This window comes from Rhizobium sp. WYCCWR 11152 (assembly GCF_013087615.1).
Classification (GTDB): Bacteria; Pseudomonadota; Alphaproteobacteria; order Rhizobiales; family Rhizobiaceae; genus Rhizobium; species Rhizobium indicum.
In genome coordinates, this window is sequence record NZ_JABFCP010000011.1 from 75,013 (window position 1) to 99,293 (window position 24,281).

Here is a 24,281-nt window from a genome sequence, read left to right on the forward strand (position 1 = left end):
TTTTAGGCCAACAGGCCTAAAATCATCCTGTTCTATCGGCCTTGGCGTCCGCCGTCGGCGTGCCAAAGGTCTTGCGCTGGAAGTCGTCGATCATGCTGAGCGCGGTGTTGCGGTCATCGTCGTCGGTGGAGGCATTGACGATCTTGCCTTCCTGGCGGCGCAGCTGTTCGCTGTACATCTGCTTGGCGATGCCGATGCCGTCACCCTTGGCCATGACGTTGCCGAGCTGTTCGGCCATCATGCCTTTCCAGATATCGCCGGTCGCGCCCTTGCCGTAGACGTCTTCGCTTTCGTTCGGCAGCATGGACTTGACGAAATTCTGCAGGACCATGGCCTCAAACTTCCGGTAGCTTTCCGGAACTTCCTCGGTCTTGGTGCGGTTCTGGATGTTGGCGAGGCCGCTCTTCTGGCCGACATGATCGAGAACGTCGACCGTATTGGAGAAGCCCTTGCCATTCTCGGCGAGGCTCGTTGCGGCAAAGGCCGCACGATTTGCCTTCAACTTTTCCTGGGCCGCCTGAACCTCCATGGGGTCGGCAGCTTTGACAACGTCCAGGACCAGATCACTGGGGGGCGAAATAGCCACGTTACAATCCTCTGAATTTAAGATCGTAACGACTATGGTTTTTGAAGCTTGCTGGAGGCTGGCGTTGCGAATTGCTGATCGATGACATCGTAGACGGCATTGTCATCGGCCTCGCGGCGCTCGACTTCCAGCGCTTCCTTCACGCCGTCTTCGAGGCGGTCGCCCTTGGCGCGCTCGCGCGTCAGCCGCATCTCGTGGATCTGCTGCATGCCGGTCAGCTGCTGGTCCTTGATAGTGAGCCTGCCGAATCGGTCGGCGTAATTCTGCGAGAAGGCGTGGTGGACGGGGTCCATCGAGCCGAGCGCGAGGATGACGTCGTCCATCGCCACATTGACCTCGACACGCTGGCGGCTGGTTTCGGCCAGGTCGTTCTCGGCCATTCTTTCGATATGCCGCTGCACCGAGAGCAGCCGCTTGAGCTTCTGGGAGCGCTTCTTTTCGATCATATCAGCCTCATCGCCCGATATAGATCGAGCCGAAGGACTGGCCGAACTGGCTGACCATCGCCGCAATCGAGAAATAGATCAGGAAGAGCCCGCCCATCAGCAGATAGGGTGTGGAGATGAAGTAGACCGGGATCTGCGGCGCCAGCTTGTTGATGAAACCAATCGAGACGTTGAAGATCAGGCCGTAGATCAAAAACGGGCTCGACAGCCGCAGCATGATGTAGGTGGTCTGCTCCAGCGTGTCGGTAAAGGAGATCAGCGTCGCGCGCATCTGCATCATGCCGCCGAATGGCATGGTCGTGTAGGAATCGATCAGCGCGCGGAAGACGATGTGATGGAAATCCATGATGAAGAGAATCATCATGCCGGCAAAGGTAATAAAGGCCGACAGGCTGGTCTCAGGCGTATCTTCGATGACGTCGGCGGAGCCCGGCTGGGTGTAGCCGACCATCATGGCGGTGATCGAGGCGGCGAACTGCATGCCGAGCGTGTAGATCCTCGCCAGCATGCCATACATCACACCGATCAGCGATTCGCTGAAGATCAGGCCGATATAGGTTCCGGCACCGGTGTGAACAGCCGGATAGACGGTATCCCAGAGCAACGGCATGACGGCGATCGAGAGCGCGCCGGCGATGAAGACGCGCAGCTGTGCGGGCACGCGCGCCGAGGAAAAACCCGGAAGAGCCAGCACACAGCCACCGATCCGGCAGAAAACCAGAAACAGCGCGAGAACGGTCCCTTGCGGGTCTGTTATCATGAAATAGAGCCCAAAATCTTTATCTCGATGCCCTTGGCCAGTTCGACATGCGACAGGACCGGGAGCGTGGCGAACAGCCTCTCGATGATCATGCGCACATAGGAGCGTGTTTCCGGCGACGTGACAAGTGCGAATGGCAGGCCGCGATCCATGAACTCACGGATAACTTTGGTGGCCTGCTCGCTGAACTCCTCCAGGCTGCGCGGATCGATGTCGAATTCGATCACTTCGCCCTTGGTGTCGCGCTTCAGCGCCTGGTGGAAAGCCAGATCCCACTTGCTGCCCAGCCGCAGCACGCGCAGCACGCCGTTGTCGGCGAGATCGCCGCAAAGCTGCTGGGCCATGCGGATGCGGACATGCTCGACGATCTGCTCGGTCTTCCTGACATGCGGGGCGAGCTCGGCCACCGCTTCGAGAATGAGGTGCAGGTTGCGGATCGAGACACGTTCTGCAAGCAGCAGCTTGAGCACTGCCTGCAGGCCCGAATAGGACATGTGCGACGAGCAGATCTCGTCGGCAAGCTTCTTGTATTCGGGATCGAGCCGATCGATCAGCACCTTGACGTCCTTGTAGGACAGCAGCTGCGGCAGGTTGTTGCGGATGACCTCGCTCATATGGGTCAGCACGACGGAGACATTGTCGATCGGCTGGAAGCCCTCGCGTTTCAGATCGTCGGCGAAGTTTTCGAGGATCGAGACGGCAGGCATACCGAAAGCGGGTTCGCGGATTTCGTCGCCGGGAATGCTCGGCCGGCGGCCGGCGCCGGTAACGACGAGGACTTCGCCGACGCGCAGCAGGTTGGAGGCGACCGTCGTGCCGTGGATGCGGATCTGATACGACTTCTCGGCGATGGCGATATCGTCGGTCACCTTGATCTCGGGCACGACGAAGCCGTATTGGGTGGCGAACTTCTTGCGCATCTTGCCGACGCGGAAGGCGAGCTCCTGGTGGGCGCCGAGCAGGCGCGTCGAGACCATCTTGCCGAGTGCGAGCTCGATTTCGGAGGTGCGCAGCACTGCCTTGACCGAATCCTTTTCCAGTTCCTTGTTCTGGACGACCTTCTTTTCTTCCTGCTCGCGGCGAAGCATGTTCTCTGCCTCGACTTGACGCGGGATGAACCAGGCGCCGAAGGCGAGAAGACCGCCGAGGACCACGAAGGGTACAAACGGCAGACCCGGCATCAAGGCCAGGATGAACATCAGCACCGCTGAGACGGAAAGCGCACGGGGATAACCGCTCAACTGGTTGACGACCGCCTGGTCGGTGGAGCCGGTGGTGCCGCCGCGAGAGACGAGAAGGCCGGCGGCGAGCGAGACGATGAGAGCCGGCATCTGTGCGACGAGGCCGTCGCCGACCGAGAGCTTGACGAAGACGTCAGCTGCTTCGCCGATCGGCATGCCGTGGCGGAAATAGCCGATGATGATGCCGCCGAAAATGTTGATGCAGGTGATGATCAGGCCGGCGACCGCATCGCCGCGCACGAACTTCGACGCACCGTCCATCGCACCGAAAAAGGAGCTTTCCTCCTCGAGTTCCCTGCGCCGGCGCTGAGCTTCCCTCTCGTCGATAATGCCGGCCGAGAGATCGGCGTCGATCGACATCTGCTTGCCGGGGATGGCATCCAGGGTGAAACGTGCGCCGACTTCGGCGATACGCGTGGCGCCCTTGGTGATGACGATAAAGTTGATGGTGATGAGAATCAGGAAGACGATCAGACCGATGACGAAGTCGCCGGACATCACCAGGCTTGCAAAACCGGCGATGACACCGCCTGCCGCATCGTGGCCCTCATGGCCATGCGAAAGGATCACGCGTGTCGTCGCGATGTTCAGCGCCAGCCGGGTCATCGTTGCGATCAGCAGAATGGTCGGGAAAGACGAGAAATCGAGCGGTTTCTGGATCCACAGCGCGACCATCAGGATCAGCACCGAGAAAGCGATCGAGAAGGCCAGTCCCATATCGATCAGGAATGGCGGGATCGGCAGAAAGAGAATGCAGATGATGCCGATGATGCCGAGGGCAAAACCGACATCGCGCAGGCTCGGGGCGACTTTTGGAAGGGGGAGTGCAGGTGGTTGCGCCATGACGATTCCGTCTCTTCATGAGAGGAGGCGGACATGCAGCCCGCCCAATTCGGATCGAGAATTAAATGGCGAAGCTTGCGCGAAGGTGGCTCAGAGCGGTTCAGCTTTTCAATGGAAGCGTAGAACCGCTGCGCACTTTTGCTGGAATTGCTCTAGAAGCCGGACTGGATGCGCGAGAAGACCAGATTGGTGAAAATCGAGACCTGCGAGCCGACGAAAGGCGCGGTGACGCCGACCGTGATCAGCACCGCGACGATCTTCGGCACGAAGGTCAGTGTCGCTTCCTGCACCTGGGTCAGCGCCTGGATCAAGGCAATGACGAGACCCACCACCATCGCGACGATGACGGCGGGACCGGCGGCAATCAGGACGGTCCAGATCGCCGCCTGGAACAGATCCAATGCATCAGCTTCATTCATCCGAAGGCAACCTCATATCGCCTTGAAGTGGCCCCGCCGTGGCCGGACCACCATTGATTGGTATCACCCGAGCTATGCGGCGCACCGGCGCCGTGGATATCAGGTATCGCTGGTCGGCGCCTTGTCGGCAATAGTGATTCCCGCCTGCACGAGTATATTACCGCCATCCGTGGTCGTCGCAATGATTCCGTCCGAATAAACCTTGACGGATTCGATGGTGCCTTTGACGGTGCCGTCGGCACTTTCCATGTATTTGCCGACGTAGCTGCTGGCCTGGGTGAGGCTCGAGCTTGCGAGCAGCGTGTCCAGCTTGGTGTTGGTCTGGATCGTCTGCTCGACCTGCGAGAAGCTCGCCAGCTGCGACATCTGTTCGCTGGCGTCGACCGGATCGGTCGGATCCTGGTTCTTCATCTGCGCGATGAGCAGTTGAAGGAAATTGTCGTAGTTCAGCGTCGCCTTCTGCTGGGCCGTGCTCGTCGTGCTCGAAGTGCTCGTCGTGCCAACGCTTGATGTGGCATCTACCGCCATGGTGCAATCTCCCTGCGAATCTGCTCGACCATCGTCGGCGGCATTTCGTGGTTGTTGAGGATATTGTCTTCGATCGCGTAGAGGCCACGGATCGCCTTCAACGCATCGAAGGCGCGGCCGGTCGAGACGAGCGCATCGATGCGCTTCAGTTCGGCAAGGATCTCCTCGTTCTTGAAGCAGGAGAGCAGCATGGTGATCGACTTGCGGAACAACGCCGTCGAGTGGTCCTTGCCCTCAGGGTTGATGAGGATCATCTGCGCGATGAAATAGAGCTGACGCAGCGGCGTCGTGGCTCCCTCCGGCTGGAGGACGTGGTTTTCGAGAAGGAACGTCACATCATTCAGGAATTCCAGCGCGACCTTGCGGTCGACGCGCAGGACGGCGCCGTTGATGAAGATTCTTTCTCCGGCTTTCAGAGAAATGCGAAGTGTACTTTTCATTTAAGTCCATCCCTGATGATGGTGGTAACGTCGATGATGCCCTGGTAGTTATTAGACTGACGTTTTCTGATCCTGTCGCATTCCTTCAATATCCAGATCGCGATCGAGATGAGGTTGGCCCTGAGCCCGATCTCCAGCTGGTTGTCGGGATGTTTGAGATCCTCGATGAAGCTGATCCAGACCCGGCGTGTATAAAACAGGGCTTCAATGGCTTCCCGGCCGTATTTTTCCTTTTCGCGCGCCAACGACAGCAGGTCTATGGACCGGTCAAGAACCTGCCATTCCCGCTCTTTCGCGTCGGCCACCGAGTCCTGCATGACTTCGGCATATGAGAACTGATACATTCATGCATCCTTCTTTATTGCGCGCCTTTGCTCATCAAAGGTAGTTTACTAGACTCAACTGCTGGATCTTCGAGACGATCGTGTAAGCGGTTTCAAGCTGCGTTTCCAAAGTCTTGACGAGGGTCGAGGCTTCGTAGGGATCGACCCCCTGGAGATCGACGAGCTTGTTCTTGATGATGTTCGATTGAGCGTCGAGAGCGTCGTTGGACTTCTTGACGCGCTCCTGCGAAAGGCCGAGTTGGCTTGCCTGGGTGACCAGGCCGCTGGTCGCCTTCGCCGTGTAACTGATCGCCTGCTTGGACACCGTGCTCATCGCATCGCTGCTGAGGCCCTGACCCAACAGTGCCGAAGCCATCACCGAGGCGAGGGCGAAGTAACGCATGCCCTCGGAATTGGCATTGGTCGAGGATTCGATCACTTCGGAGTTGCTGATGCGGCTCGTCATGTTCTGGTTCGAGGCTTGCGACCAACCGGTCGCCGGATTGGTCCAGTTGGCCTGGCTGAACATCGGCTCCACCGTCGTGGTGATGAAGGTGCTCATTTCGGCGCCGGTCAGATCCTTGACCGCCTTCGGTGGGACAAGAGCAGCGGCGTAGGCATTCAGCTGCGTGACGATGGCGGCACTCGTCGCGGTCGTCTTGTCGGTCAGCGGCTGCACATCGGTGTTGATGCCCGAGAACAGATATTCGCCGTTTACCATGGTGTTGGCCGTGTCCATCATCGTGGACAGGGCGCTGGTGGCCGACTGGATGGCGACGGTGATGCTGCCGGGATCGTTGCTGCCCTGGAGCGCCGTCAGCTTCGAAACGAGGCCGTCGCCGACGTCCTTCATCTTGGAAAGGCCGAGCTGCGAGGATTCCATGCGCGCGGTGACAAGCGAGTTGCTTGCCTTGATCGAGGCTATCCTGTCGACCTCGCGACTGAAGTCGACGCTCCTGGCGGCGTTGCCGCCGAGAGAGACACCGATATCCGCATAGACTCCCGTCGTCGCTTCCATCGTCGCCTTCGTCATCTGGTTCTGCGCCTGACGGATCGTCAACCGCATCGCATTCTGAATGGCCGAACTTGAAATAAATGAGCTCTTCATGGCTTAACTCGCAATATCCAGCAATGACTTCAACATTTCGTCAACGGCGTTGAGGATCTTGGTCGCCGCCTTGTAGGACTGCTCTATGTCGAGGAGCAGCGTCAGCTCCTCGTCGAGGTTGACGCCCGTCTCGTTGGAATAGGCTTCGTCGGAGCGCGACAGCGCCGCCGAGGTGTTTTCCGCCGCCGTCGTGGCATTGCTGCGGTACTGTTCGAGCCAGCCGAGGGAATTCGTGGCGAATTCCATGATGCTGACGTTCGAATCGATGCCGGTCGTGGCGTCGAACCCGACCGGCGTCCCCGCCGCCGGATCGAAATCGATGTCGGAGCCCAATGCGGTATAGAGGCGATCGAGTTCAGCCGTATAACCGCTGACGCCTGACGTGTTCAGGACGAGGCCGGTGGCGTTGACGCCACCATCGCGCAGACGCATCGGATCGCCGCCTTGCGAGGTGATGACGCGGCTGCTGACCGTGATGGTCGCCGCCATGCCGGCAACCGCGGTGGCGCCGGTATCGACCGTGCCGCCGCTCCAGGTGAAGAGGCCGGGCACATAGGCCGGACCGGCTACCGTGTTCTGCTCCTTGAAGAGCGAGACCAGGCCGCGGGCGACTTCGTCGAGCTGCTTCTGGAAGTTCGGGGCGATTTCGTCGCGCACCTGGAGGAGAGATTGAAGGCTTCCCTGCCCCGTGGTCGTCGATCCGCTGCCACGCGGAAGCGCCACACCGTCAACATAGACCGAATTGCCGGCGATGGTCGCGGTATAGACATCCTGAGATTTGAACGTCACCTTGCGCGGGATCGTCTCGAAGAGGATCGTCCCGTCAGACGTGCTCAGCACCATGTCGTTATTGTCGCGCGTCGTTGTATTGACGCCGACGATCTGCGAAATCTGCTTGAGAGCCTTCTCACGTTCGTCGAGGGCGCCGGATGCATCCGCACCCGAGGCCGTGGCGGTCTTCACCGCGTTGTTGGCCTTCTCGAAGTCGCTGAGAAGCGTATTCAGCTTATCGACGTCGGTGGCAATCTGCTTATCGGCGGTGGCGCGGACGTTCTGAACGGATTGCGAGGCATTGTTCAGCGAGTTTGCGACGTCCTGGGCGGCGGTGATGGCGCCCTGGGCGGCGACTGTGCTGCCCGGCGTCGTGCGGAAGGCCTGAAGCTTTTGCTGGAAAACGCCGAGATATGTGGATGGCGCCGTTTCGTAGTCGTTGCCACCCACGATCGACTTGAGGTCCTCAAGACCGCCGAGCAATGCCTGCTGGGCACTGTCCTGAGAGGATGTCTTCAGGTATTGGCGCAGCAGCGCCTCTTCCTGCGCCCGATCGATCTTGACGACCTGCGCGCCATTCAAGGACGTGGTGAGCATCGCCTGCCGGCGCACGTAATCTTTGTTGCCCGCATTCGAGATATTGTTCGATACGACACTGCTCTGAGTGCCCGTATTGTTGAATATATTCTGCGCGGTATTAAGTGCTGACGTGAGCGACATGGCTTAGCCGGTACCTTGCTTATCTCTTGAGGTTGACGAGAACGTCCATAATGTCGGATCCCGTCTGGAACACCTTGGAATTGGCGGTATAGCTGCGCTGCGATTCGATCATCTCGGTCAGCTCGCCGGCGAGGTCGACGTTCGAGCCTTCGAGAGCGCCTGATTTGATCGTGCCGAGACCGTTGGTCTGCGGGAAGCCGGTGACGGTGACGCCCGACTGGCCGTTGGCGCTGTAGACGTTGCCGCTCATCAGCGTCAGCTTGTCCGGGCTGGCGACATTGGCCAGCGGAATGCGATAGAGCGGCTTGGTGCTGCCGTCTTCGTATTTCGCGTAGACGATGCCGTCGCCGTCAACCGTGACGTCCTTGACCGGGGTCGCTGCCTGACCGTTCGGCGTACCGGTGCCGGAGAAGTCGGCACCGAGCTGTGTGAAGGCGGAGAAGTCCATGGCAATCGTCTGGCCAGTCACCGGATCGGCGATGTTAACGGTGCCGGGCGAGGTCATCTTGCCATCACGGTCGAAGGTGAGCGCTCCCGTGCCGACAGCGGCGGTGGAGTAAGGGAAGGAGGTCGCGCCGCCGACCGCAGCATCGGCGTTGCGGAACATCGCCACTTCCCAGGTGGCAGCGGTAAGGGGAGGTGCCGGCGGCGGCGCTGCCGCGACTGAGGACTTCGTGAAGTAGAAGTCGTACATCACCTTGTTGCCGAGTCGGTCGTAGGCGACCATCGAGACCTTCTTGGTATCGGTCGTCGTCGTGGCGAGGTTGGCGCTTGGAGCCGTCGCGGGAGCGACCGGAGCGATCTTGGCGTTGGAGTCCAAGTTGCCCTTGAAGATACCGGATGTCGAGGCGATCGCGGTCAGACCATCCTGGTTGACATTGACGGGAACGAGGCCATCGAAGCCGTTGACGACGACGGCTGGAGCGCCGGAATCGTAGGAATAGCCCATCAGCATAAAGCCGGCGGCGTTGACGAGGTTGCCTTCGTCATCCTTGGTAAAGTCGCCGGCGCGGGTCAGAACCGGCGTGCCGTCAGGACCCTGGACGATGAAGAAGCCGTCGCCCGAGATTGCGAGATCGGTGCTCGACGTGGTGTAGGAAATATCGCCCTGGTCGGAGACGGCCTGGCGGACGGAGGTCTGAACACCGCCGGAATTGTAATTGCCGCCTGAGGAGGGCAGAACCAGCGACGAGAAGCTCGTCGACACAGCCTTGTAACCGGTGGTGTTAACGTTGGCGATGTTGTCGGCGACGGTGCTGAGGCGGTTGGCCTGAGCGTTCATCCCCGATACTGCCGTCTTCATGCTGCCGAAAATGCTCATCTGAAAACCTCGTTTTACCTGTTATGCACGAGAGTATTTGTCGGGCCTTGCGTGAAGCTGTCTGTCATGCGAGCTGCGAGGCCAGATATCGAAGTTCAGCCGGGCGCCGCCGCCCGGCCGAGAAATCAGGCCCAATCGATGCAGTAACCAAGGAAGCGCTTGGAATCGACCGGATCGACGCCGAGCTTTTTGCGCAGCTTCTTGCGCAGCTTCGAGATGTGGCTTTCGACGACGTTCTCCTCGACCTCTTCATCGAAGATGCCGTAGATGGCGTTGAAGATCTGGGTCTTGGTGACGCGGCGACCACGATTGGCGATCAAATATTCGAGGATGCGGCGCTCGCGCCGGGGAAGTGCGAAGACTTCGCCGTTGATCTCGGGGTCACGACCATCCGAGAAGACGCGGATCCCGCCGATCTCGGTGTAATTGGTGATCGCCTTCAGCCGGCGCCGGATCGCAGCCGCCCTTGCGAGGATTTCGCGGGGATGCACCGGTTTGCGCACCACGTCGTCGACGCCGCAATCGAAAAGCGCAAGAGTGTTTTCGAGCGAGTGCTGGTCGCTGACCGCAATCACCGGCGCCATCGACCGATCCCGGATCGCCCGGGGCAGTTCGAAGTTGCGCTGGCCCTGACCGATCAGAAAGGCCTCGACTGCAGCTATGTCGGAATCGGCGGCGGTCTGTACCCACTCGCCAAATTCCGCTGGATCAAAGCCGGTGGAGGGAATGCCCTCACGACCGAACAGAGATGTGTATCCATCTTTCACGAGCTCACGCTCATCAACCACTACGATCATTCGTCCGCCTCCGAATCAGTGTGGCACTTCGATGATCTATGGGTACGAATCGCACGAATCGGCGACAACTCGTTAAAGTTAATGGCAGAAACTAATAATTGATTAAGATCTGGGTAGCGATTTGATCTATATCTAGTGGGTACGCCTGATTATGCACACCAAAATTTCGTGGAAAAGTTAACAGTCGGTTAAATATGACTTGCGCGGGGGATTCGCGCCGGATTCCTGCCACATTGTGACACAGTTTCGTCACAATACGCCTCTTCTATCTTTGGTTGAATCAATTTCGACAAAAGTTACTCGCATTGAGAGTCCACTTGCCGTAGCCCGTGGCGACGAGATTGGAGATGACGCGGCAAACATATTGCTTCTGCGCCGGATTGTTGTTGGGTCCGGCATGGTATCTGGCTACCGCCATCGTCCATGTCTCGTGACGGTCATGCAGATTGCGGAGGAATTTTGCCGCATACTCGACGTTGCGATGCGGGTCGAACATCTCCTCGGCAGAGCGGAAATTCTCGCCGTGAAAGTAATGGTTAATCTGCATGCAGCCGATGTCGATGAGCTTGGCGCCGCTGTTGCGTGCGACATCGAACTGCCGCATTGCGTCCTGCTCCGAGGGCGGAAAGATCGCCTTGCCTTCGACGTTCATGGCGTAGGGATAGAGCGAACCCTTGCGGCCGGTCTCCGTCAGCCCAACCGAATAGAGGATGCCTTCCGGGATGCCGTATTTGGCCGCTGCCGACTGGATCTCGCGTTCGCAGGCGCCGGTGGAGGCGCTCGCCTCAGAGGTAAACGCCGCCAGCGCCGCTGCTGCCGCCAGAACGAGCGTCTTCAACACTGGTATCGCCTGCGCCATTGAAGCCTCCGTCCGTCCGCTGTGCCGTCTGATTTTGGCGCTCGCGCGCCTCGCCGCCCTGCCCCTGCTGAGGAAGCGACTGCTGCTGAGAGGCCTGGCCCTGATTGCCGGCGTCGGGACGCTCGACCGGCGCCATGCTGATGGTGACGTTTTCGACCGCGTAACCCTGGCTGCGCAGAGCTTCGAGAATCTTGCCGTGATCTTCCTTCATTTGACGATAGGCCGCTCCGGTATCGACCTTGAGGTCGATGTTCAGGGCGTCGCCGGACAGGCGCATGGTCGCCGTCACCAGGCCGAGATCGAGCGGGTTCATCTGGATCTTCAACGTATTGACCACCTTGCCGGTGCTCGTCCATTCCGCCGCGTTGGAGAGCGCCGAGCTCGGCTCCATGGCGCGCGCCCATTCGGAATCGCCGGAGAGAGCGGCGGTGACGGCGGCGGAATTCGTATTCTGCATCAGGCCGATATAGCGGCGCGATTCGAGCACCGAAACGTTTTCGACATCGGCCTTCTTAGAACCATCTTTCGGCCCGGCCTGATCCGTGCCGATGTGGACATCCATCGACACGCCGCGGCCATCGGCACGGCTCAACCTGAATGTCTTGCCATCGGCGGCTTCGGCAGTCTCCGATCCGGGGACCTTGATGTCATTCGCCTTGCCGCTCTCGTTATTGCCGCTGACCGCGGCAAGAGCGTCGGACGCATGGCCGCCCGCCTTGGCTTCGATACCATCGAGTTTCTTGTCGCCCGCTCCAGCCTCGTCGACCTTGGCGGAGACGTGATGTGCGGTGGTCGCCGGCAAAGTCACTGTCCCGTCGGCAGGCTCCTGCTTCAACAGACCCAGGACATCGGAAATGCCGCCGTCATCATCGTCGCTGACCTTGTCCGTATCGGTTTCCAACGCGTCCGCCTTGGTGTGTTTGCCGCCCTTGGCTGCCGGAGCGACCTCGTCTGCGGGACTGTCCTTCGGATCGAGCTTGCCGAAGGCGAGATCGGCCGGCATTTTGACCTCAGCCTTTGCGGGCTTTGTCGTGGCCTTTTCAACACTGGCAATCGTTTCCGGCTGCACCTCCGCCTGTGCCTTCAGCGCGGCGTCGCCAAGGTCGATCAACGGCTTTGCACTGCTGCGGCCGCGGATCGTCCGCGCCACTTTCTCGGCGCCGCCGTCGGCAGCCACGCCCTGATCCGGCTGCGCATCGTCGGGCTCGTCATTGACGGCATCGCTGCCTGCCTTGGCAAGCGCGTCGAAGAAGCCGTTCTTTTGGCCGTCAGCATCGCTTTTTCCGGCCAGTCGCGCGGATTTCGCAACCGCGGCCGTCTCCGTACCGGAGGCACCGCCCGAGACGCTTATATCCATCATTGTTCGTTGCCTTCTTGCGCCAGAAGACCGTCGATCTCATCGAGCTTGGATCGATTGGTCGTCACAAATGCGTTGAATGAGGGGTCGGTATCCTGACTTTGGCCAGTCGATGCCACACCTCCCGGAACAGGCTCGGGAAGCGCGCCTGGCGCTCCCGGTTGCGTGGCTATCGCCGCAGCCTTTTCAGAAGTGATTTCTTGATGATCAGTGTTAGGATCGGAGGCTTGCGTCAAGCTTGCCGGGTCGGGAGCGCGCAGGATCTGCTCGGCAACGGATCGCGCCGCCTCCTGCAGCGCCTGATCCCGCCGCGACAGCGCGTTGCCGTCGATGCCGCTGACATTCTTTGCTGCCTGATCGATATCCTCGGTGGGAAGGCCGGCCATGCCGCCATAGAAATCCGCGAGCGGACCGAAAGCATTGTCGGTGCCGCCGCCAAGCGACTGCACGCGTCCGACCGCCATGCGCGCCAGCTCCGGCTTGCCTGATATCGCGGCGGCGCGGGCGATGCGCAGATAAACCTCGCGTTGGCGCGGTGCGTCCATGAAGGACAGGATGTCGATGACATCCTGCGGTTTCACGTCGTGATCGTGGCCGACGACGAGGGTGACGAAAAGATCGGCGAACTGGCTGGCATAGGGCGAATGCAGGAAGCGACGGACATAGCGCTGCGAATAGGCCATTCCCCTGTCGAGCATCCCCTTGTCGACGCATATGGCGACGGAGCGGCGCAACGCCGCCTCCTCGACGATCGTGCCCGGGGCGGCAAGACGCGCCTGGTCGTAGAGATCCAGCGCGTCTGTCGGTTTCGTCGCGATCAGCACGTTGCCGCCGATCAGCGCAAGGTAGGGGCCGATCTTCTTGTCGCGATATTCCCTGGCCGTCTCCTGCAGCGTCTTGGCGACGAGGAGGCCCTTGCCGCTCAGATATTTGCGCAGCACATCGGTGACACGGTTGTCGAAATAGCCGTTGACGTCGTGGGCGATCAGATATTCGAGCGTCTGCGGATTGCCGCCGCTCATCGTGTAGATCAGCGCTGCGTCGACATTGCGGTCGTCGTCGAAGATCGACGGTTCGACGGTGCGCAGCCGCGTGTCGATCGTGCCCAGCATGAAGCGCTGCATCTCACCGGCCGAATGATCACCGGTAACGACGGAATCCTGCACGAATTGCAGCGACCGCAGCATTTTGTAGGGCGCGAGATCGTCCGGATCCTGCGCATTGGCCACGGCCGGCGAAAGCATCGCCAGGCCGAGAGCCACAAATCCGACGTAACGATGCTGCCGACGCGCCATTCGACTATCCTTGATCCGCCTGCACCAGAATCTCGATCCGGCGGTTGGTGGCGTTGAACGGGTCAGACGGCAGCTTCAGCCGACGGTCGGCAAAGCCGGAGACCTGGGAGATGCGTTTCTCGTCTAGCCCGCCGCGCACGAGCATGTAGTAGGCGCTCTGAGCGCGGTCCATCGAAAGCCGCCAGTTCTCGTTCTGCGCGCCCTTATACTGGCGACCGTCCGTGTGGCCGCGGATGGCAACCGCACCACCCCTCTCCTTCAGGATCGTGCCGATCTTTTCCATGGCGAGCACCATTTCCTGGCGCGGAACCGCAGAACCGATATTGAACATCGAATCGTCGGTCTGGTCGGAGATGCTGACCAGCAATCCGCCTTCGGACGCCGTCACGGTCAGGCCTTCGGCGAGCTTGCCGGCAACGCCGCCGATCTGCTGGGCGATCTGCGCCTGCAGCTGCTCGGCTTCCTTTTGCTGCTTCTGCTCGGCCTCGGCGGCACTCTTGTCCGCATCCTTCTGATGATCGGCGTCCTTCTGAGCTTCGGCCTTCTTGTCTTCGGGCGACTTGCCACCCGGCGTCTTGCCGTCCTTGGCCTCGACCGCGCCCTTGGTTTCCTTCGTTTCTTTGGTTTCCTGGGCGGCCTTCTGATCGGTGGTCAGCGGTATCGGCTTGGCGTCCTCAAGCTTGGCGATCTCGGTCGTCTCGCTCTCGACCGCCTGGTCGTCGCTCTTGCCGGGCGGCAACGGCTTGCCGGCCGTCGTGACCTCGACCTGCTTCGTCCAGAAATCCGGATCGAAGGGATCGCGATAGGCCTCGCCGCCATCGGCGCCGGTGGCCGGGCCGGAATCGGCGGCACCGCCATCGCCCTTGGCGCTGACATTGGCCTGCTGGCCGACTTCCTGCGCGATCTCGGCAAGAACCGAATAGGGGTTTTCGAAGAAATCGGCCTCGGAATAATTGGTTTGGTCGCCGGAGGTCGATGTCTGGTCGTCACCATCCGCCGCGGCCTTGCCGTCGTTCGGATCTTCTTCCTTCTGTTTCGACTTCTCCTGCTTCTCCTCACCCTCGGCATTGTCGACGGGCTTCTTCAGGCCCTTCTCGGTCGGCTTTTCGTCGGAGAGTTTGATCGGATTGAAATAGGTCGCGACCGAAGCCTTGGTCTCCTCGTTGGCGGCATTGACCAGCCACATAACCAGGAAGAACGCCATCATCGCCGTCATGAAGTCGGCATAGGCAATTTTCCACGCACCGCCATGGGCGCCATCGTGATCACCGCCGCCATGTCTCTTGACGATGATGATCTCGTTCTTGCCGTGGTGGTGGTTTTCGCCTTCGCTCATTCCAGAACTTTCTTCAAGCTGGCCGCCCAGGCGGACATACGGGTGACGATGACGGAATCACCGATTTCGACGGCAAGATCGATATCGTCGGTCTCAAAGTGGCGAACCGCGCTGGCATGTTCGCCGAGCTCGGCCTTCAATATATCGAAAAGCCGGGTCGGGCCCCTGACGACGATCGCTCCGGCCGCGCCTTCGAGGATCGCATCACGCAGCAGGGCGGCGAGGCTTTCGGCAGCCTTGGCCGCAAGCGCTTCCGTGATCACAGGCGCGATGGCCTGGGCGGCGCCGGCGCTGACCAGCTGAGCGACCTCTTCGGCGATATCGCGGATGCGGGACGCAATGACCGCCGCCGCCTCGACCTCGTAGCGAAGCTTCAGTTCCTCGAGTTCACGCGCATGGACCTCCGCCAGCGTCCCCGCCTCGCGTTCGTATTTCTCGGTCAATTCCACGGTCGCTGCGGCATGACCTTCCGCATAGGCTTCGCGGCGCTCCGCCTCGACGTCGATCACCGGTTCGCTCGGCATTTCGGGAAAATCGTCGCCACCGAAATCGTTCATGTCGAGGATCGGCGCTGACGATTCCGGTTCACCGAAATCCTTCAAATACCGGGAAAGCGTAATGCTCATAAAAAACCATCCAGCATTCGGGAGGCATGCAGCATGCCCGCCCCGCTCAAAGTGACCTTGCGCGCCGGCATCCCCTTCGAAACGGACAAGGGGCTGACCTTGCGCCGGCACGGATTCGGACGATGCCTTCATGCCGGAAACTAGGCAGTCAAACTTGCGCGAGGATGAATGGCGCCGTCGCCACCCGTGATCGCGCCCACGCCTATTCCAGCAGGATCAGGATCTTGCTTGCGGCCGTGTTGAGGATCGAGATCGCTTCGACGGCCATCTGCTTCTGGGTCTCGATCGCCTTCTGCCGGATCGAAGCCTCGTCCATGTCGGTGTCGACGAGCGCGCCGACGCTCTTGTCGATCGAATCCGCCAGATCGGCGGTATAGTCGATCTGATCGTCGATGCGCGTCTTCATCACGCCGATGGACGCGGCCGTCGTCGTCAGCGAGGAGAGAAGCGCGTCGGTGACGTCAAGCATGTCGGTGAGTTGCTCACCGGTCGTGTTGTTGTCGATCGCAATTTCCGTACCCGTCGCCGGCGTGGTCGAGTTGGCGTTCAAAAGGTAGTAGTTGCGCGACGTCGCGCCACTGTTGTTGATCGCATTGGCATCGACCGACTTGGTCAACAGGCCGCCACTCGCATTGTTCTTGTCGATGAGAATGGTCTGCGACGATGGGAAATCGATGGTCTGGGCCTGATATTCGCCGGTCGGAGCGCGTACGAAACCAGAGATGACCTGCCATGTCGGCGGCGCAGCGGTATCGCCGTTCAATAGCCAGTTTTCACCCGCAAACGACGTCGATTCAACGATCGTCTGCAACTGCTCTTTGTATTCGCTGATCTCGGCGTTGATCTTGTTCTTGTCGGCGCCGGGCTCTCTTGCCGAAACCAGCTTGGCGCGAATATCGCCTATGAGATCAATCGCCGAGTTCATCGCCGTGTAGGTCGCATCCACCTTGGCAGCGCCGAGACCGAGCGCATCGCCGATCGTTCCGAGATTGGTGCTGTCCGAGCGCATGACGGTCGCGACCGACCAATAGGACGCGTCGTCGGCGGCCGTCTCGATACGATACCCCGAGGACACTTGCTGTTGGGTCTGGCTGGCTTCTTTGTTGATGCTGCGCAGCACCGCAAGCGCATTCACCGCGGCCGCGCTGGTAATCTTAACGGTCATCGACAGGTCTCGGAATCGGGGTGAAAAGGCAGGCCGGATTGCCGGCGGCGACTGAGGTGGCATCATGCCTCCGGCAGGGTTTCCGCCGGTGTGTCGCAAAAGCAAATCAATTCCAGGCGAAGGTAACTCGATATCAACCTGTTGGGCAAGAGCGCAGCACTGAGCGTGGCGCGCCGATCGCCATGTCGATCAAGCCGTTGATATAAAAGAAAGAACCGCGCCATTTCGGGCGCGGTCCGGGAGACTTTACGCTCGCTGCCAGATGACGGCGCAAGATTGGGTCCAGCTTCAGCCTCTGATTTAGCTGCGGAACAGCGTGAGGATGTTCTGGGCGCTGGAGTTGGCGATCGACAGCGACTGGATGGCCAGCTGCTGCTGCGTTTGCAGCGCCGTCAGCTTGCTCGATTCCTCTTCCATGTCGGCATCGACGAGGCGGCCGACGCCCGAGTCGATCGAGTCGCTGAGCGCGCTGACGAAGTTTTCCTGCAGATCGATGCGAGTGGAAATCGAGCCGAGTTGCGATGCAGCCTTGGTCATCGCCTCCAGGCCGGCCTCGATTGACGTCAGGGCCATGGAGATCTCAGCCGAGCCGAAAGTGCTGATGTCCATCGAGTAGATCGAGCCGATCGTGCCGCTTAATGTGCCGAGAATGCCGGAGCTGGTCTCAATCGTGCCAGTCGAGGTCATGCCGAAGAGGACGTTGCCCGTGGAGCTCGAGTCCAGGATGTAGTCTGTCGTCTTGACCGAGACATTGCCGTTGCCATCGCGCACGAAGGTGGAAACGACGCTCTTGGTGCCGTCGGCGCCGGCAACCCAGTTTTCACCGGAGAAGGAAGCCGATTGCGCGATGCTCAGGAGCTGCTGCTGCAGCTGGCCGATTTCTTCCTGAATCTTGGTCTTGTCGACGCCCTTTTCGGTCGCGGCGACGATCTTCGCCTTGATTTCGCTGATGATGTCGATGGCGCTGTCCATGGCAGAGTAAGCGGTGTCGACTTTGGCGGCGCCGAGGCCGAGAGCGTCGGAAACGGCGGAAAGTGCCTTGTTGTCCGAACGCATGGTCGTTGCGATCGACCAATAGGCGGCGTTATCGGCTGCCTTTTCGACGCGGTAACCCGACGATACGTGGTTCTGCGTGGTCTCAAGGCTGTCGTTGATACCGCGGAGTGTCTGAAGAGCGGCCATCGCCGCGACGTTCGTCAAAATGCTGGTCATGAAATGATTGCCCCTTGTCGGCATGTGGAAAAAAGGGACATTCCGGAAAGGTACCGGGAACGGGAAGCAGCCTCATGCCTGTTAACCGGTTCTTAAATTTGGTTAACTCTCCGTCTCGTTGACCGCAGAAGACAGCATTATGGTTAATCATTGGTTAACGAAAATTAAAAAGCCGCGCTCCATCGGAGCGCGGCTCTATTCCGAGATGCCCGCCGGAGACCGACGGGCCGATGTTTCTGCGGGTTATTAGCCGCGGAACAGCGTGAGGATGTTCTGCGAAGAGGAATTCGCGATCGACAGCGACTGGATCGCCAGCTGCTGCTGAGTCTGCAGGGCACTGAGCTTGGAGGATTCTTCTTCCATGTTGGCGTCGACGAGACGGCCGACACCGGAGTCGATCGAGTCGCTGAGCGCGTTGACGAAGTCTTCCTGCAGGCCGATGCGGGTGGAGATCGAGCCGAGAGCAGCGCCGGCGCTGGTCATGGCCTTCAGAGCCGCTTCAACGTTGGTCAGAGCCGACTGGATCTGGCCGAGCGTGAAGTTGGTGATGCTCATCGAGTAGACCGAGCCGGTAGCGCCCGACGAGGTGCCAAGGATACCCGTGGAGGTTTCGACCGAGCCGCCGCTCATGCCGAACAGGACGTTGCCCGTGGAGGTGTTCGAGAGAACGTAGTCGGTCGTCTTGACCGAAACGGCGTTGGAGGCGTCGCGGACGAAGGTGGAAACGACGCTCTTGGTGCCGTTTGCGCCGGCAACCCAGTTTTCGCCCGAGAAGGAAGCCGACTGAGCGATGCTCAGGAGCTGTGCCTGCAGCTGGGTGATTTCTTCCTGGACCTTGGCCTTGTCGACGCCGTTTTCAGTGGCGGCAACGAGCTTAGCCTTGATGTCGCCGACGACGTCGATGGCGCTGTCCATAGCGGAGTAAGCGGTGTCGACCTTGGCGGCGCCGAGACCGAGAGCGTCGGAAACAGCCGAGAGAGCCTTGTTGTCCGAACGCATGGTCGTTGCGATCGACCAGTAAGCGGCGTTGTCGGAAGCCTTGCCGACGCGATAGCCGGACGAAACGTGGGCCTGGGTTTCCTGGAGACCCTGGTTGATGCCACGGAGAGTCTGGAGGGCTGCCATTGCAGCGTTGTTGGTGTTGATGCTCGTCATAGTTTGCTTGCCCCTTGTTGGCAGATTTTAAGAAGGGACATTCCGGATTTTCGGCCGGCCCACAGCGATCAGCATCATGCCTGTTAACCACTCTTGTTAAGGTTAACTCGCCGTTTCGATGGGCCTAGAAAACAGCAAGATGGTTAAGGAAAGCTAAATTCAAATTGGAAATAGCGTAAAAATATCTGATACTTAGGAATGTTTTCATTAACCTTATCTTAAAACATTTCGCGGCCGGGGATGACCCGGCCGCGAAACTTGAAAGCCTTGTGCCGACCGGTCTTAGCGGAAGAGCGACAGGATGTTCTGCGAAGAGGAATTCGCGATCGACAGCGACTGGATCGCCAGCTGCTGCTGGGTCTGCAGGGCGCTGAGCTTGGAAGATTCTTCTTCCATGTTGGCGTCGACGAGGCGGCCGACACCGGAGTCGATCGAGTCGCTGAGCGCGTTGACGAAGTCGTCCTGGCTGTCGATGCGGCTGGAGAGCGAGCCGAGAGCAGCGCCGGCGCTGGTCATGGCCTTCAGAGCCGCTTCAACGGTGGTCAGAGCAGACTGGATCTGGCCGGCGGTGAAGTTGGTGATGCTCATCGCGTAGATCGAGCCAGTTGCGCCCGACGAGGTGCCGAGGATACCGGTGGAGGTTTCGACCGAGCCGCCGCTGATGCCGAACAGGACGTTGCCGGTGGAGGTGTTCGAGAGAACGTAGTCGGTCGTCTTGATCGAAACGGCGTTGGAACCGTCGCGGACGAAGGAGGAAACAACGCTCTTGGTGCCGTTTGCGCCGGCAACCCAGTTTTCGCCGTTGAAGGAAGCCGACTGAGCGATGCTCAGGAGCTGCTGCTGCAGCTGACCGATTTCTTCCTGGACCTTGGCCTTGTCGACGCCGCTTTCGGTTGCGGCAACGAGCTTAGCCTTGATGTCGGTGACGACGTCGATGGCGCTGTCCATGGCGGTGTAAGCGGTGTCGACCTTGGCGGCGCCTACGCCGAGAGCATCGGAAACAGCCGAGAGAGCCTTGTTGTCCGAACGCATGGTCGTTGCGATCGACCAGTAAGCAGCGTTGTCGGAAGCCTTTTCGACGCGATAGCCCGACGAAACGTGGTTCTGCGTCTGGTTGAGGCCCTGGTTGACGCTACGCAGCGTCTGGAGAGCGGCCTGTGCGGAAGAATTGGTGTTAATGCTTGTCATAAGTCTGTCCCCTGGAAAACTAGATACAAAAAGGAGGACATACCGGACTATAGTACCGGCGATGACGGACCAGCTTCATGCTACTCGGCGCCTTTTTGTTTGGCCCAAACCCGTCATGTCCAGGGCAATTTCGCAGCCAATGCTTGCCAACTTCTTAAAAAGACAGACCCTGAGCCGGCTCCTTGCAGGGCATAGTTAATGCCTTCTCACAAGGCTTAGTTAATGCCTGCTGAAGATAATATTTGGCATCCGAATTCGAGCGGCAAAAGCGAACTTTACCGGCGAAAGGGGCGCTTTCCTGGGGCAGTCGAGGCTTTCCGGACAAAGCAGGCGCTCATCGCGCCACCGGTTTCAAGCAAGCTTCGAATGCCAGTATGGCAGATGCCGGGATAGCATCATCGGACTGACCCCGTTTTGGGGAGGACGGTCCATGCGCGCTTCGGCGATCGACAGTCATGCCAGAACATTTCCTTCACGGAGTTGGGTTTTGAACAGCAAAGTTTCGTTCTCTGCGGCATCCAAGGATTACCAGATGGGCCGCTACACACAGTCCTTGGCGACGCTCAATCAGCTGATGGATATCCAGCAGGACGCCAAGACCTATGCGCTGCTGGCCAAGAACCTCCTGCAGCTCGGCTTCAAGGCCGATGCCGCGAAAGCCTATGGCCTGGCCGGCAACTGTGAAGGACCGAATTCCTACGAATACCAGAAACAGGCTGCCAAGCTGCATTACGAGACCGGCAGCGAGGACGATGCTCTGCTGATCGCCATGCGAAACCTCGCCAAGGCCCAGGAAGACCCGGAGCTTGCCTTCATCATCACCGCGATCTATCTGAAGCGCCAGCAGCGGGATATCATCCGCCCGTTCAAAACGGTGCTGTCGCAGAGCCAAAATCCCGATCATATGCGCCTGGCGGCCTTGCTTCTCAGCGACGATCTGAACGACCCAACCAACCAGAGCCTCTCTCGCAACCTTTTCAAGCGGTTTCCCGGCAATCTCGCATTCCGCTTCCTGCATCTGGTTTTCGCCCGCGAATTCAATGAGTTCGAAGAGGCCGGCAAACATCAGGCGGTGATCGACGCTGCACTTGCAAAGGGCGATATCGAGATCCTGCGCAAGGATAACCCGTTCTATCACCTGCACTGGTGCGGCAACGAGGACCTCAACCGGTATGCGACGATCGGCTTCGCCCCCCTCAACCCGGAACGGGTGTCCTTCCGCCGCAGCCAGCCGCACAGCTGGTCAGACAAGATCCGGATCGGCTACATGTCATCGGACTTCTGGGATCGCCACGCGACGATGAAGCTCTTGCAGCGTATCCTGGAACTGCACGACAAGGACCGGTTCGATGTGACGCTCTTTTGCCATACGGACCCGGAGTTCCTGAAGCACAACGACACCGACCGTAACCGCTGGGGCAGGATCGTCACAATTCACGGGTTCTCCGACCAGGCGATGCTGGAAGCGGTGCGCGAGCATAATATCGACATCATGGTCGACCTGAAGGGCCATACATCAGGCAGCCGCGCCACGGCCTTCAACTTGCCGCTGGCACCGGTGCATGTCGGCTGGCTCGGTTTTCCCGGCAGCACGGTCAATATCGACCTTGATTATGTCATCGGCGACCATTCGGTATTGCCCGACGTGGCAAAGCCCTTCTATCATGAGAAGTTCTGCCGGCTGCCGGAGAGCTACCAGCCGAACGACCCGATGCATCGCCCGAAGCCCCGCCCCGTCACCCGCGAAAAGCTCGGCCTGCCTGATGAAGCCTTCATCTTCGCGTCCTTCAACGGCAACCGCAAGATCACGCCGGAGACGATCGACAGCTGGTGCCGCATTCTCAAGCGTGCGCCAAACAGCGTGCTCTGGCTGATGGCAAATACGCCGCGCAACCAGGCGAACCTCTTGAAGCAATTCCAGACGGCCGGCATTTCGCCCAAGCGGATCATCTTCTGCCCGCGCGCGCCCTATGAAGAACATATCGACCGTCAGCAAGCAGCCGACCTCGGCATCGACACCTTCCCCGTCAACGGCCACACGACCACCTCGGAGCAGCTCTGGGGCGGCCTGCCAGTCCTGACCGTCAAAGGCACGAACTTCGCCTCACGCGTCAGCGAGAGCCTGCTCAGGGCCATCGACCTGCCCGATCTCGTCGCGCCCGACCTGCAGGCCTATGAGGATATGGCCGTCGAACTGGCTGAGAATCCCGGGCGGATCGCCGAATACAAGGCGCATCTCAAGGAGAAGCGTTATATCGCGCCGCTCTTCGATGCCGAACGGTTCTGCGACCATCTGGAGAAGGCCTATGAAGTCATGGCCGAGCGTGCCAAGCAGGGTCTCGCACCCGATCACATGGACATTCCGGCGCTGCCGCCGCGCACGGCGCCGTTCGCGGCGGAGTGAGGCTTTTCGACCGCTACAGCGTCGCGCGTCTTTCAGATGGGTAAAGGACGCTGTAGCACTTTGAATTGTTGCATAATGAAAGAACCCGCTGGAGCGATCCAGCGGGTGTTTTTCATTGGTGAATATCAAGCGGTAGCCGGTCAGCTGAACGAGCGCACCAGGCTGCCGACGAGCAGGTTCCAGCCGTCGATCAGCACGAAGAAGAGAATCTTGAAAGGCAGCGAGATCGAGGTCGGCGGCAGCATCATCATGCCCATCGCCATGGTGATGGTCGCGACGATGAGGTCGATGACGAGGAACGGCAGCACGATGAGGAAGCCGATCTCGAAGCCGCGGCGAATCTCGGAAATCATGAAGGCCGGGATCAGCACGCGGTAGTCGATCGGATCGGTCGTCTGGATATTCTGTCCGCGTTCGCGCGCCAGATCGACAAAGAGCGCCAGATCCTTGTCGCGGGTATTGGCCGCCATGAAGGTGCGGAAGGGTTCGGCGATACGCTGGACCGCCTCGGTCTCGTTGATCTGATTGGCAAGCAGCGGCTGCACGCCGTTCTGCCAGGCCTGATCGAAGGTTGGCGACATGACGTAGAAGGTCATGAACAGCGACAGCGACAGGAGGATCATGTTGGAGGGCGTCGAGGAGAGGCCCATCCCTGAGCGCAGGATCGAGAAGGCGATGATGAAGCGCGGAAAGCTCGTCACCATGATCAGGATGCCCGGCGCGACCGAAAGAATGGTCAGCAGGCCGAATGTGCGGATGATCCAGGCGGCGACGGAGCCATCGACCGGCACGTTCAACAAGTCAGTCGGCAGCTGCTGTGCCACCGCCAGTTCCGGTACCGCCATCATGGCGGCAAGGAAAACTATGAGACGAATCATTCGATGACAAATGTCCTGAACATGACCTTCGATACCCGCCCTTGCGAGCGAAGGTCAACACGTTCCTGTATGTCATCCTTGAGATATTGAAAGCCCCGCGGCCCCTCGATCTGCTGGAGGGAAACGGTCCTGATATAAGCGAGGATATCCTGGTGAATATCCTCGGAAACCTTGACATCCGGCGGCCCGTTGAACAGCAGCGCGACTTCGAGTCGCACCCAGTTTTCTGAGGGGTAGGCGAGGTTCGAGGTGATCGGCTCGAGCTGGACGACGTTGTTGGCCTCGGTCGAGATGCGCGCCAGGCCTTCCTCGGCCTTCTTCTTCGCCTCCTCATGCTTGGCCTGCTCGACCTCCTTGGCACCCTTGACGTTGGGCGCCACGATCGTGCCGACCGCCCAGCCGCCGCCGGCGCCGAGCAGGGTCAGGACGGCGATGCCGATGATCGTCATCAGCGAGCCGGATTTCTTCTGCGATTGACCTGCGCTTGCGTCTGGTTCTGCCAT

24 protein-coding genes are annotated in these 24,281 nt (G+C 59.8%); 1 reads left to right on the plus strand and 23 read right to left on the minus strand.

The genetic code is table 11. The features are described from left to right. Positions 1-22: 22 nt before the first annotated feature. From G9X67_RS21860 to G9X67_RS21960, 21 genes are all read right to left on the minus strand, one after another. Entirely contained in the window at positions 23-586 is a 564-nt protein-coding gene (locus G9X67_RS21860; protein ID WP_011650492.1) for a rod-binding protein, read from the minus strand. 32 nt (positions 587-618) lie between these two features. Continuing rightward, on the minus strand, positions 619-1,032 hold the full coding sequence (locus G9X67_RS21865; RefSeq protein WP_171599664.1) for a hypothetical protein: 414 nt from the start codon (positions 1,030-1,032) through the stop codon (positions 619-621). A 7-nt stretch (positions 1,033-1,039) separates the two neighbouring features. Further along, complete coding sequence (locus G9X67_RS21870) at positions 1,040-1,792, minus strand: flagellar biosynthetic protein FliR (protein ID WP_029874060.1); 753 nt, start codon at positions 1,790-1,792, stop codon at positions 1,040-1,042. Continuing rightward, the gene (gene flhA / locus G9X67_RS21875; protein ID WP_171599665.1) at positions 1,789-3,876 is read right to left on the minus strand and encodes a flagellar biosynthesis protein FlhA; all 2,088 of its coding nucleotides are present in this window, start codon (positions 3,874-3,876) and stop codon (positions 1,789-1,791) included. Before flhA ends, G9X67_RS21870 begins: the two co-directional genes overlap by 4 nt. A 152-nt stretch (positions 3,877-4,028) precedes the next feature. After that, positions 4,029-4,295 (minus strand): flagellar biosynthesis protein FliQ, encoded by a 267-nt coding sequence (gene fliQ / locus G9X67_RS21880; protein ID WP_003556576.1) that lies wholly within the window; start codon positions 4,293-4,295, stop codon positions 4,029-4,031. Between the two features lie 99 nt (positions 4,296-4,394). Then, on the minus strand, positions 4,395-4,823 hold the full coding sequence (flgD, locus tag G9X67_RS21885) for a flagellar hook assembly protein FlgD (protein WP_171599666.1): 429 nt from the start codon (positions 4,821-4,823) through the stop codon (positions 4,395-4,397). Further along, on the minus strand, positions 4,814-5,263 hold the full coding sequence (flbT, locus tag G9X67_RS21890; protein WP_003556571.1) for a flagellar biosynthesis repressor FlbT: 450 nt from the start codon (positions 5,261-5,263) through the stop codon (positions 4,814-4,816). Before flbT ends, flgD begins: the two co-directional genes overlap by 10 nt. Next, positions 5,260-5,607 (minus strand): flagellar biosynthesis regulator FlaF, encoded by a 348-nt coding sequence (gene flaF, locus G9X67_RS21895; protein ID WP_027666404.1) that lies wholly within the window; start codon positions 5,605-5,607, stop codon positions 5,260-5,262. The genes flbT and flaF overlap by 4 nt, the downstream gene beginning before the upstream one ends. A 34-nt stretch (positions 5,608-5,641) precedes the next feature. Next, a complete protein-coding gene (locus G9X67_RS21900; protein ID WP_171599667.1) occupies positions 5,642-6,694 on the minus strand; it encodes a flagellar hook-associated family protein in 1,053 nt (350 codons plus the stop codon). A gap of 3 nt (positions 6,695-6,697) precedes the next feature. Further along, positions 6,698-8,185, minus strand: coding sequence for a flagellar hook-associated protein FlgK (flgK, locus tag G9X67_RS21905; RefSeq protein ID WP_171599668.1), 1,488 nt, complete (start codon positions 8,183-8,185; stop codon positions 6,698-6,700). 19 nt (positions 8,186-8,204) lie between these two features. Then, on the minus strand, positions 8,205-9,506 hold the full coding sequence (locus G9X67_RS21910) for a flagellar hook protein FlgE (RefSeq protein WP_171599669.1): 1,302 nt from the start codon (positions 9,504-9,506) through the stop codon (positions 8,205-8,207). A 125-nt stretch (positions 9,507-9,631) separates the two neighbouring features. Further along, on the minus strand, positions 9,632-10,303 hold the full coding sequence (locus G9X67_RS21915; protein WP_003545558.1) for a winged helix-turn-helix domain-containing protein: 672 nt from the start codon (positions 10,301-10,303) through the stop codon (positions 9,632-9,634). Between the two features lie 280 nt (positions 10,304-10,583). Then, a complete protein-coding gene (locus G9X67_RS21920) occupies positions 10,584-11,141 on the minus strand; it encodes a lytic transglycosylase domain-containing protein (protein WP_138388557.1) in 558 nt (185 codons plus the stop codon). Then, positions 11,089-12,522: a flagellar hook-length control protein FliK gene (locus tag G9X67_RS21925; RefSeq protein ID WP_171599670.1), complete on the minus strand. Its 1,434-nt coding sequence runs from the start codon at positions 12,520-12,522 to the stop codon at positions 11,089-11,091. Before G9X67_RS21925 ends, G9X67_RS21920 begins: the two co-directional genes overlap by 53 nt. Next, the gene (gene motC, locus G9X67_RS21930; RefSeq protein ID WP_138334365.1) at positions 12,519-13,814 is read right to left on the minus strand and encodes a chemotaxis protein MotC; all 1,296 of its coding nucleotides are present in this window, start codon (positions 13,812-13,814) and stop codon (positions 12,519-12,521) included. Before motC ends, G9X67_RS21925 begins: the two co-directional genes overlap by 4 nt. Positions 13,815-13,818: 4 nt before the next feature. Next, a complete protein-coding gene (locus G9X67_RS21935) occupies positions 13,819-15,150 on the minus strand; it encodes a MotB family protein (RefSeq protein ID WP_138334366.1) in 1,332 nt (443 codons plus the stop codon). Continuing rightward, positions 15,147-15,776: a hypothetical protein gene (locus tag G9X67_RS21940; RefSeq protein ID WP_171599671.1), complete on the minus strand. Its 630-nt coding sequence runs from the start codon at positions 15,774-15,776 to the stop codon at positions 15,147-15,149. The genes G9X67_RS21935 and G9X67_RS21940 overlap by 4 nt, the downstream gene beginning before the upstream one ends. A 202-nt stretch (positions 15,777-15,978) precedes the next feature. Continuing rightward, on the minus strand, positions 15,979-16,941 hold the full coding sequence (locus tag G9X67_RS21945) for a flagellin (RefSeq protein ID WP_138334368.1): 963 nt from the start codon (positions 16,939-16,941) through the stop codon (positions 15,979-15,981). 300 nt (positions 16,942-17,241) lie between these two features. After that, the gene (locus G9X67_RS21950; RefSeq protein ID WP_129417936.1) at positions 17,242-18,153 is read right to left on the minus strand and encodes a flagellin; all 912 of its coding nucleotides are present in this window, start codon (positions 18,151-18,153) and stop codon (positions 17,242-17,244) included. A 246-nt stretch (positions 18,154-18,399) separates the two neighbouring features. After that, positions 18,400-19,308, minus strand: a complete 909-nt coding sequence (locus G9X67_RS21955) for a flagellin (RefSeq protein WP_062942473.1) — start codon at positions 19,306-19,308, stop codon at positions 18,400-18,402. A gap of 282 nt (positions 19,309-19,590) precedes the next feature. Beyond that, positions 19,591-20,496 (minus strand): flagellin, encoded by a 906-nt coding sequence (locus G9X67_RS21960; RefSeq protein WP_138334369.1) that lies wholly within the window; start codon positions 20,494-20,496, stop codon positions 19,591-19,593. Positions 20,497-20,926: 430 nt separating this feature from the next. Here G9X67_RS21960 and G9X67_RS21965 point away from each other — a divergent pair, with 430 nt between their 5' ends. Next, positions 20,927-22,900, plus strand: a complete 1,974-nt coding sequence (locus G9X67_RS21965; protein WP_171599672.1) for a glycosyl transferase — start codon at positions 20,927-20,929, stop codon at positions 22,898-22,900. Positions 22,901-23,040: 140 nt separating this feature from the next. On the opposite strand, the gene fliP is transcribed toward G9X67_RS21965, so the two are convergent. Continuing rightward, the gene (gene fliP, locus G9X67_RS21970; protein ID WP_138334371.1) at positions 23,041-23,778 is read right to left on the minus strand and encodes a flagellar type III secretion system pore protein FliP; all 738 of its coding nucleotides are present in this window, start codon (positions 23,776-23,778) and stop codon (positions 23,041-23,043) included. Continuing rightward, complete coding sequence (locus G9X67_RS21975) at positions 23,775-24,281, minus strand: flagellar basal body-associated FliL family protein (protein WP_171599673.1); 507 nt, start codon at positions 24,279-24,281, stop codon at positions 23,775-23,777. Before G9X67_RS21975 ends, fliP begins: the two co-directional genes overlap by 4 nt.

Coding starts and splice junctions, on each gene's coding strand:
- G9X67_RS21865 (WP_171599664.1), bottom strand. CDS start 1,032: ATGATCGAAAAGAAGCGCTCCCAGAAGCTCAAGCGGCTGCTCTCGGTG.
- G9X67_RS21870 (WP_029874060.1), bottom strand. CDS start 1,792: ATGATAACAGACCCGCAAGGGACCGTTCTCGCGCTGTTTCTGGTTTTC.
- flhA (WP_171599665.1), bottom strand. CDS start 3,876: ATGGCGCAACCACCTGCACTCCCCCTTCCAAAAGTCGCCCCGAGCCTG.
- fliQ (WP_003556576.1), bottom strand. CDS start 4,295: ATGAATGAAGCTGATGCATTGGATCTGTTCCAGGCGGCGATCTGGACC.
- flgD (WP_171599666.1), bottom strand. CDS start 4,823: ATGGCGGTAGATGCCACATCAAGCGTTGGCACGACGAGCACTTCGAGC.
- flbT (WP_003556571.1), bottom strand. CDS start 5,263: ATGAAAAGTACACTTCGCATTTCTCTGAAAGCCGGAGAAAGAATCTTC.
- flaF (WP_027666404.1), bottom strand. CDS start 5,607: ATGTATCAGTTCTCATATGCCGAAGTCATGCAGGACTCGGTGGCCGAC.
- G9X67_RS21900 (WP_171599667.1), bottom strand. CDS start 6,694: ATGAAGAGCTCATTTATTTCAAGTTCGGCCATTCAGAATGCGATGCGG.
- flgK (WP_171599668.1), bottom strand. CDS start 8,185: ATGTCGCTCACGTCAGCACTTAATACCGCGCAGAATATATTCAACAAT.
- G9X67_RS21910 (WP_171599669.1), bottom strand. CDS start 9,506: ATGAGCATTTTCGGCAGCATGAAGACGGCAGTATCGGGGATGAACGCT.
- G9X67_RS21915 (WP_003545558.1), bottom strand. CDS start 10,303: ATGATCGTAGTGGTTGATGAGCGTGAGCTCGTGAAAGATGGATACACA.
- G9X67_RS21925 (WP_171599670.1), bottom strand. CDS start 12,522: ATGATGGATATAAGCGTCTCGGGCGGTGCCTCCGGTACGGAGACGGCC.
- motC (WP_138334365.1), bottom strand. CDS start 13,814: ATGGCGCGTCGGCAGCATCGTTACGTCGGATTTGTGGCTCTCGGCCTG.
- G9X67_RS21935 (WP_138334366.1), bottom strand. CDS start 15,150: ATGAGCGAAGGCGAAAACCACCACCACGGCAAGAACGAGATCATCATC.
- G9X67_RS21940 (WP_171599671.1), bottom strand. CDS start 15,776: ATGAGCATTACGCTTTCCCGGTATTTGAAGGATTTCGGTGAACCGGAA.
- G9X67_RS21945 (WP_138334368.1), bottom strand. CDS start 16,941: ATGACCGTTAAGATTACCAGCGCGGCCGCGGTGAATGCGCTTGCGGTG.
- G9X67_RS21950 (WP_129417936.1), bottom strand. CDS start 18,153: ATGACCAGCATTTTGACGAACGTCGCGGCGATGGCCGCTCTTCAGACA.
- G9X67_RS21955 (WP_062942473.1), bottom strand. CDS start 19,308: ATGACGAGCATCAACACCAACAACGCTGCAATGGCAGCCCTCCAGACT.
- G9X67_RS21960 (WP_138334369.1), bottom strand. CDS start 20,496: ATGACAAGCATTAACACCAATTCTTCCGCACAGGCCGCTCTCCAGACG.
- G9X67_RS21965 (WP_171599672.1), top strand. CDS start 20,927: ATGCGCGCTTCGGCGATCGACAGTCATGCCAGAACATTTCCTTCACGG.
- fliP (WP_138334371.1), bottom strand. CDS start 23,778: ATGATTCGTCTCATAGTTTTCCTTGCCGCCATGATGGCGGTACCGGAA.
- G9X67_RS21975 (WP_171599673.1), bottom strand. CDS start 24,281: ATGGCAGAACCAGACGCAAGCGCAGGTCAATCGCAGAAGAAATCCGGC.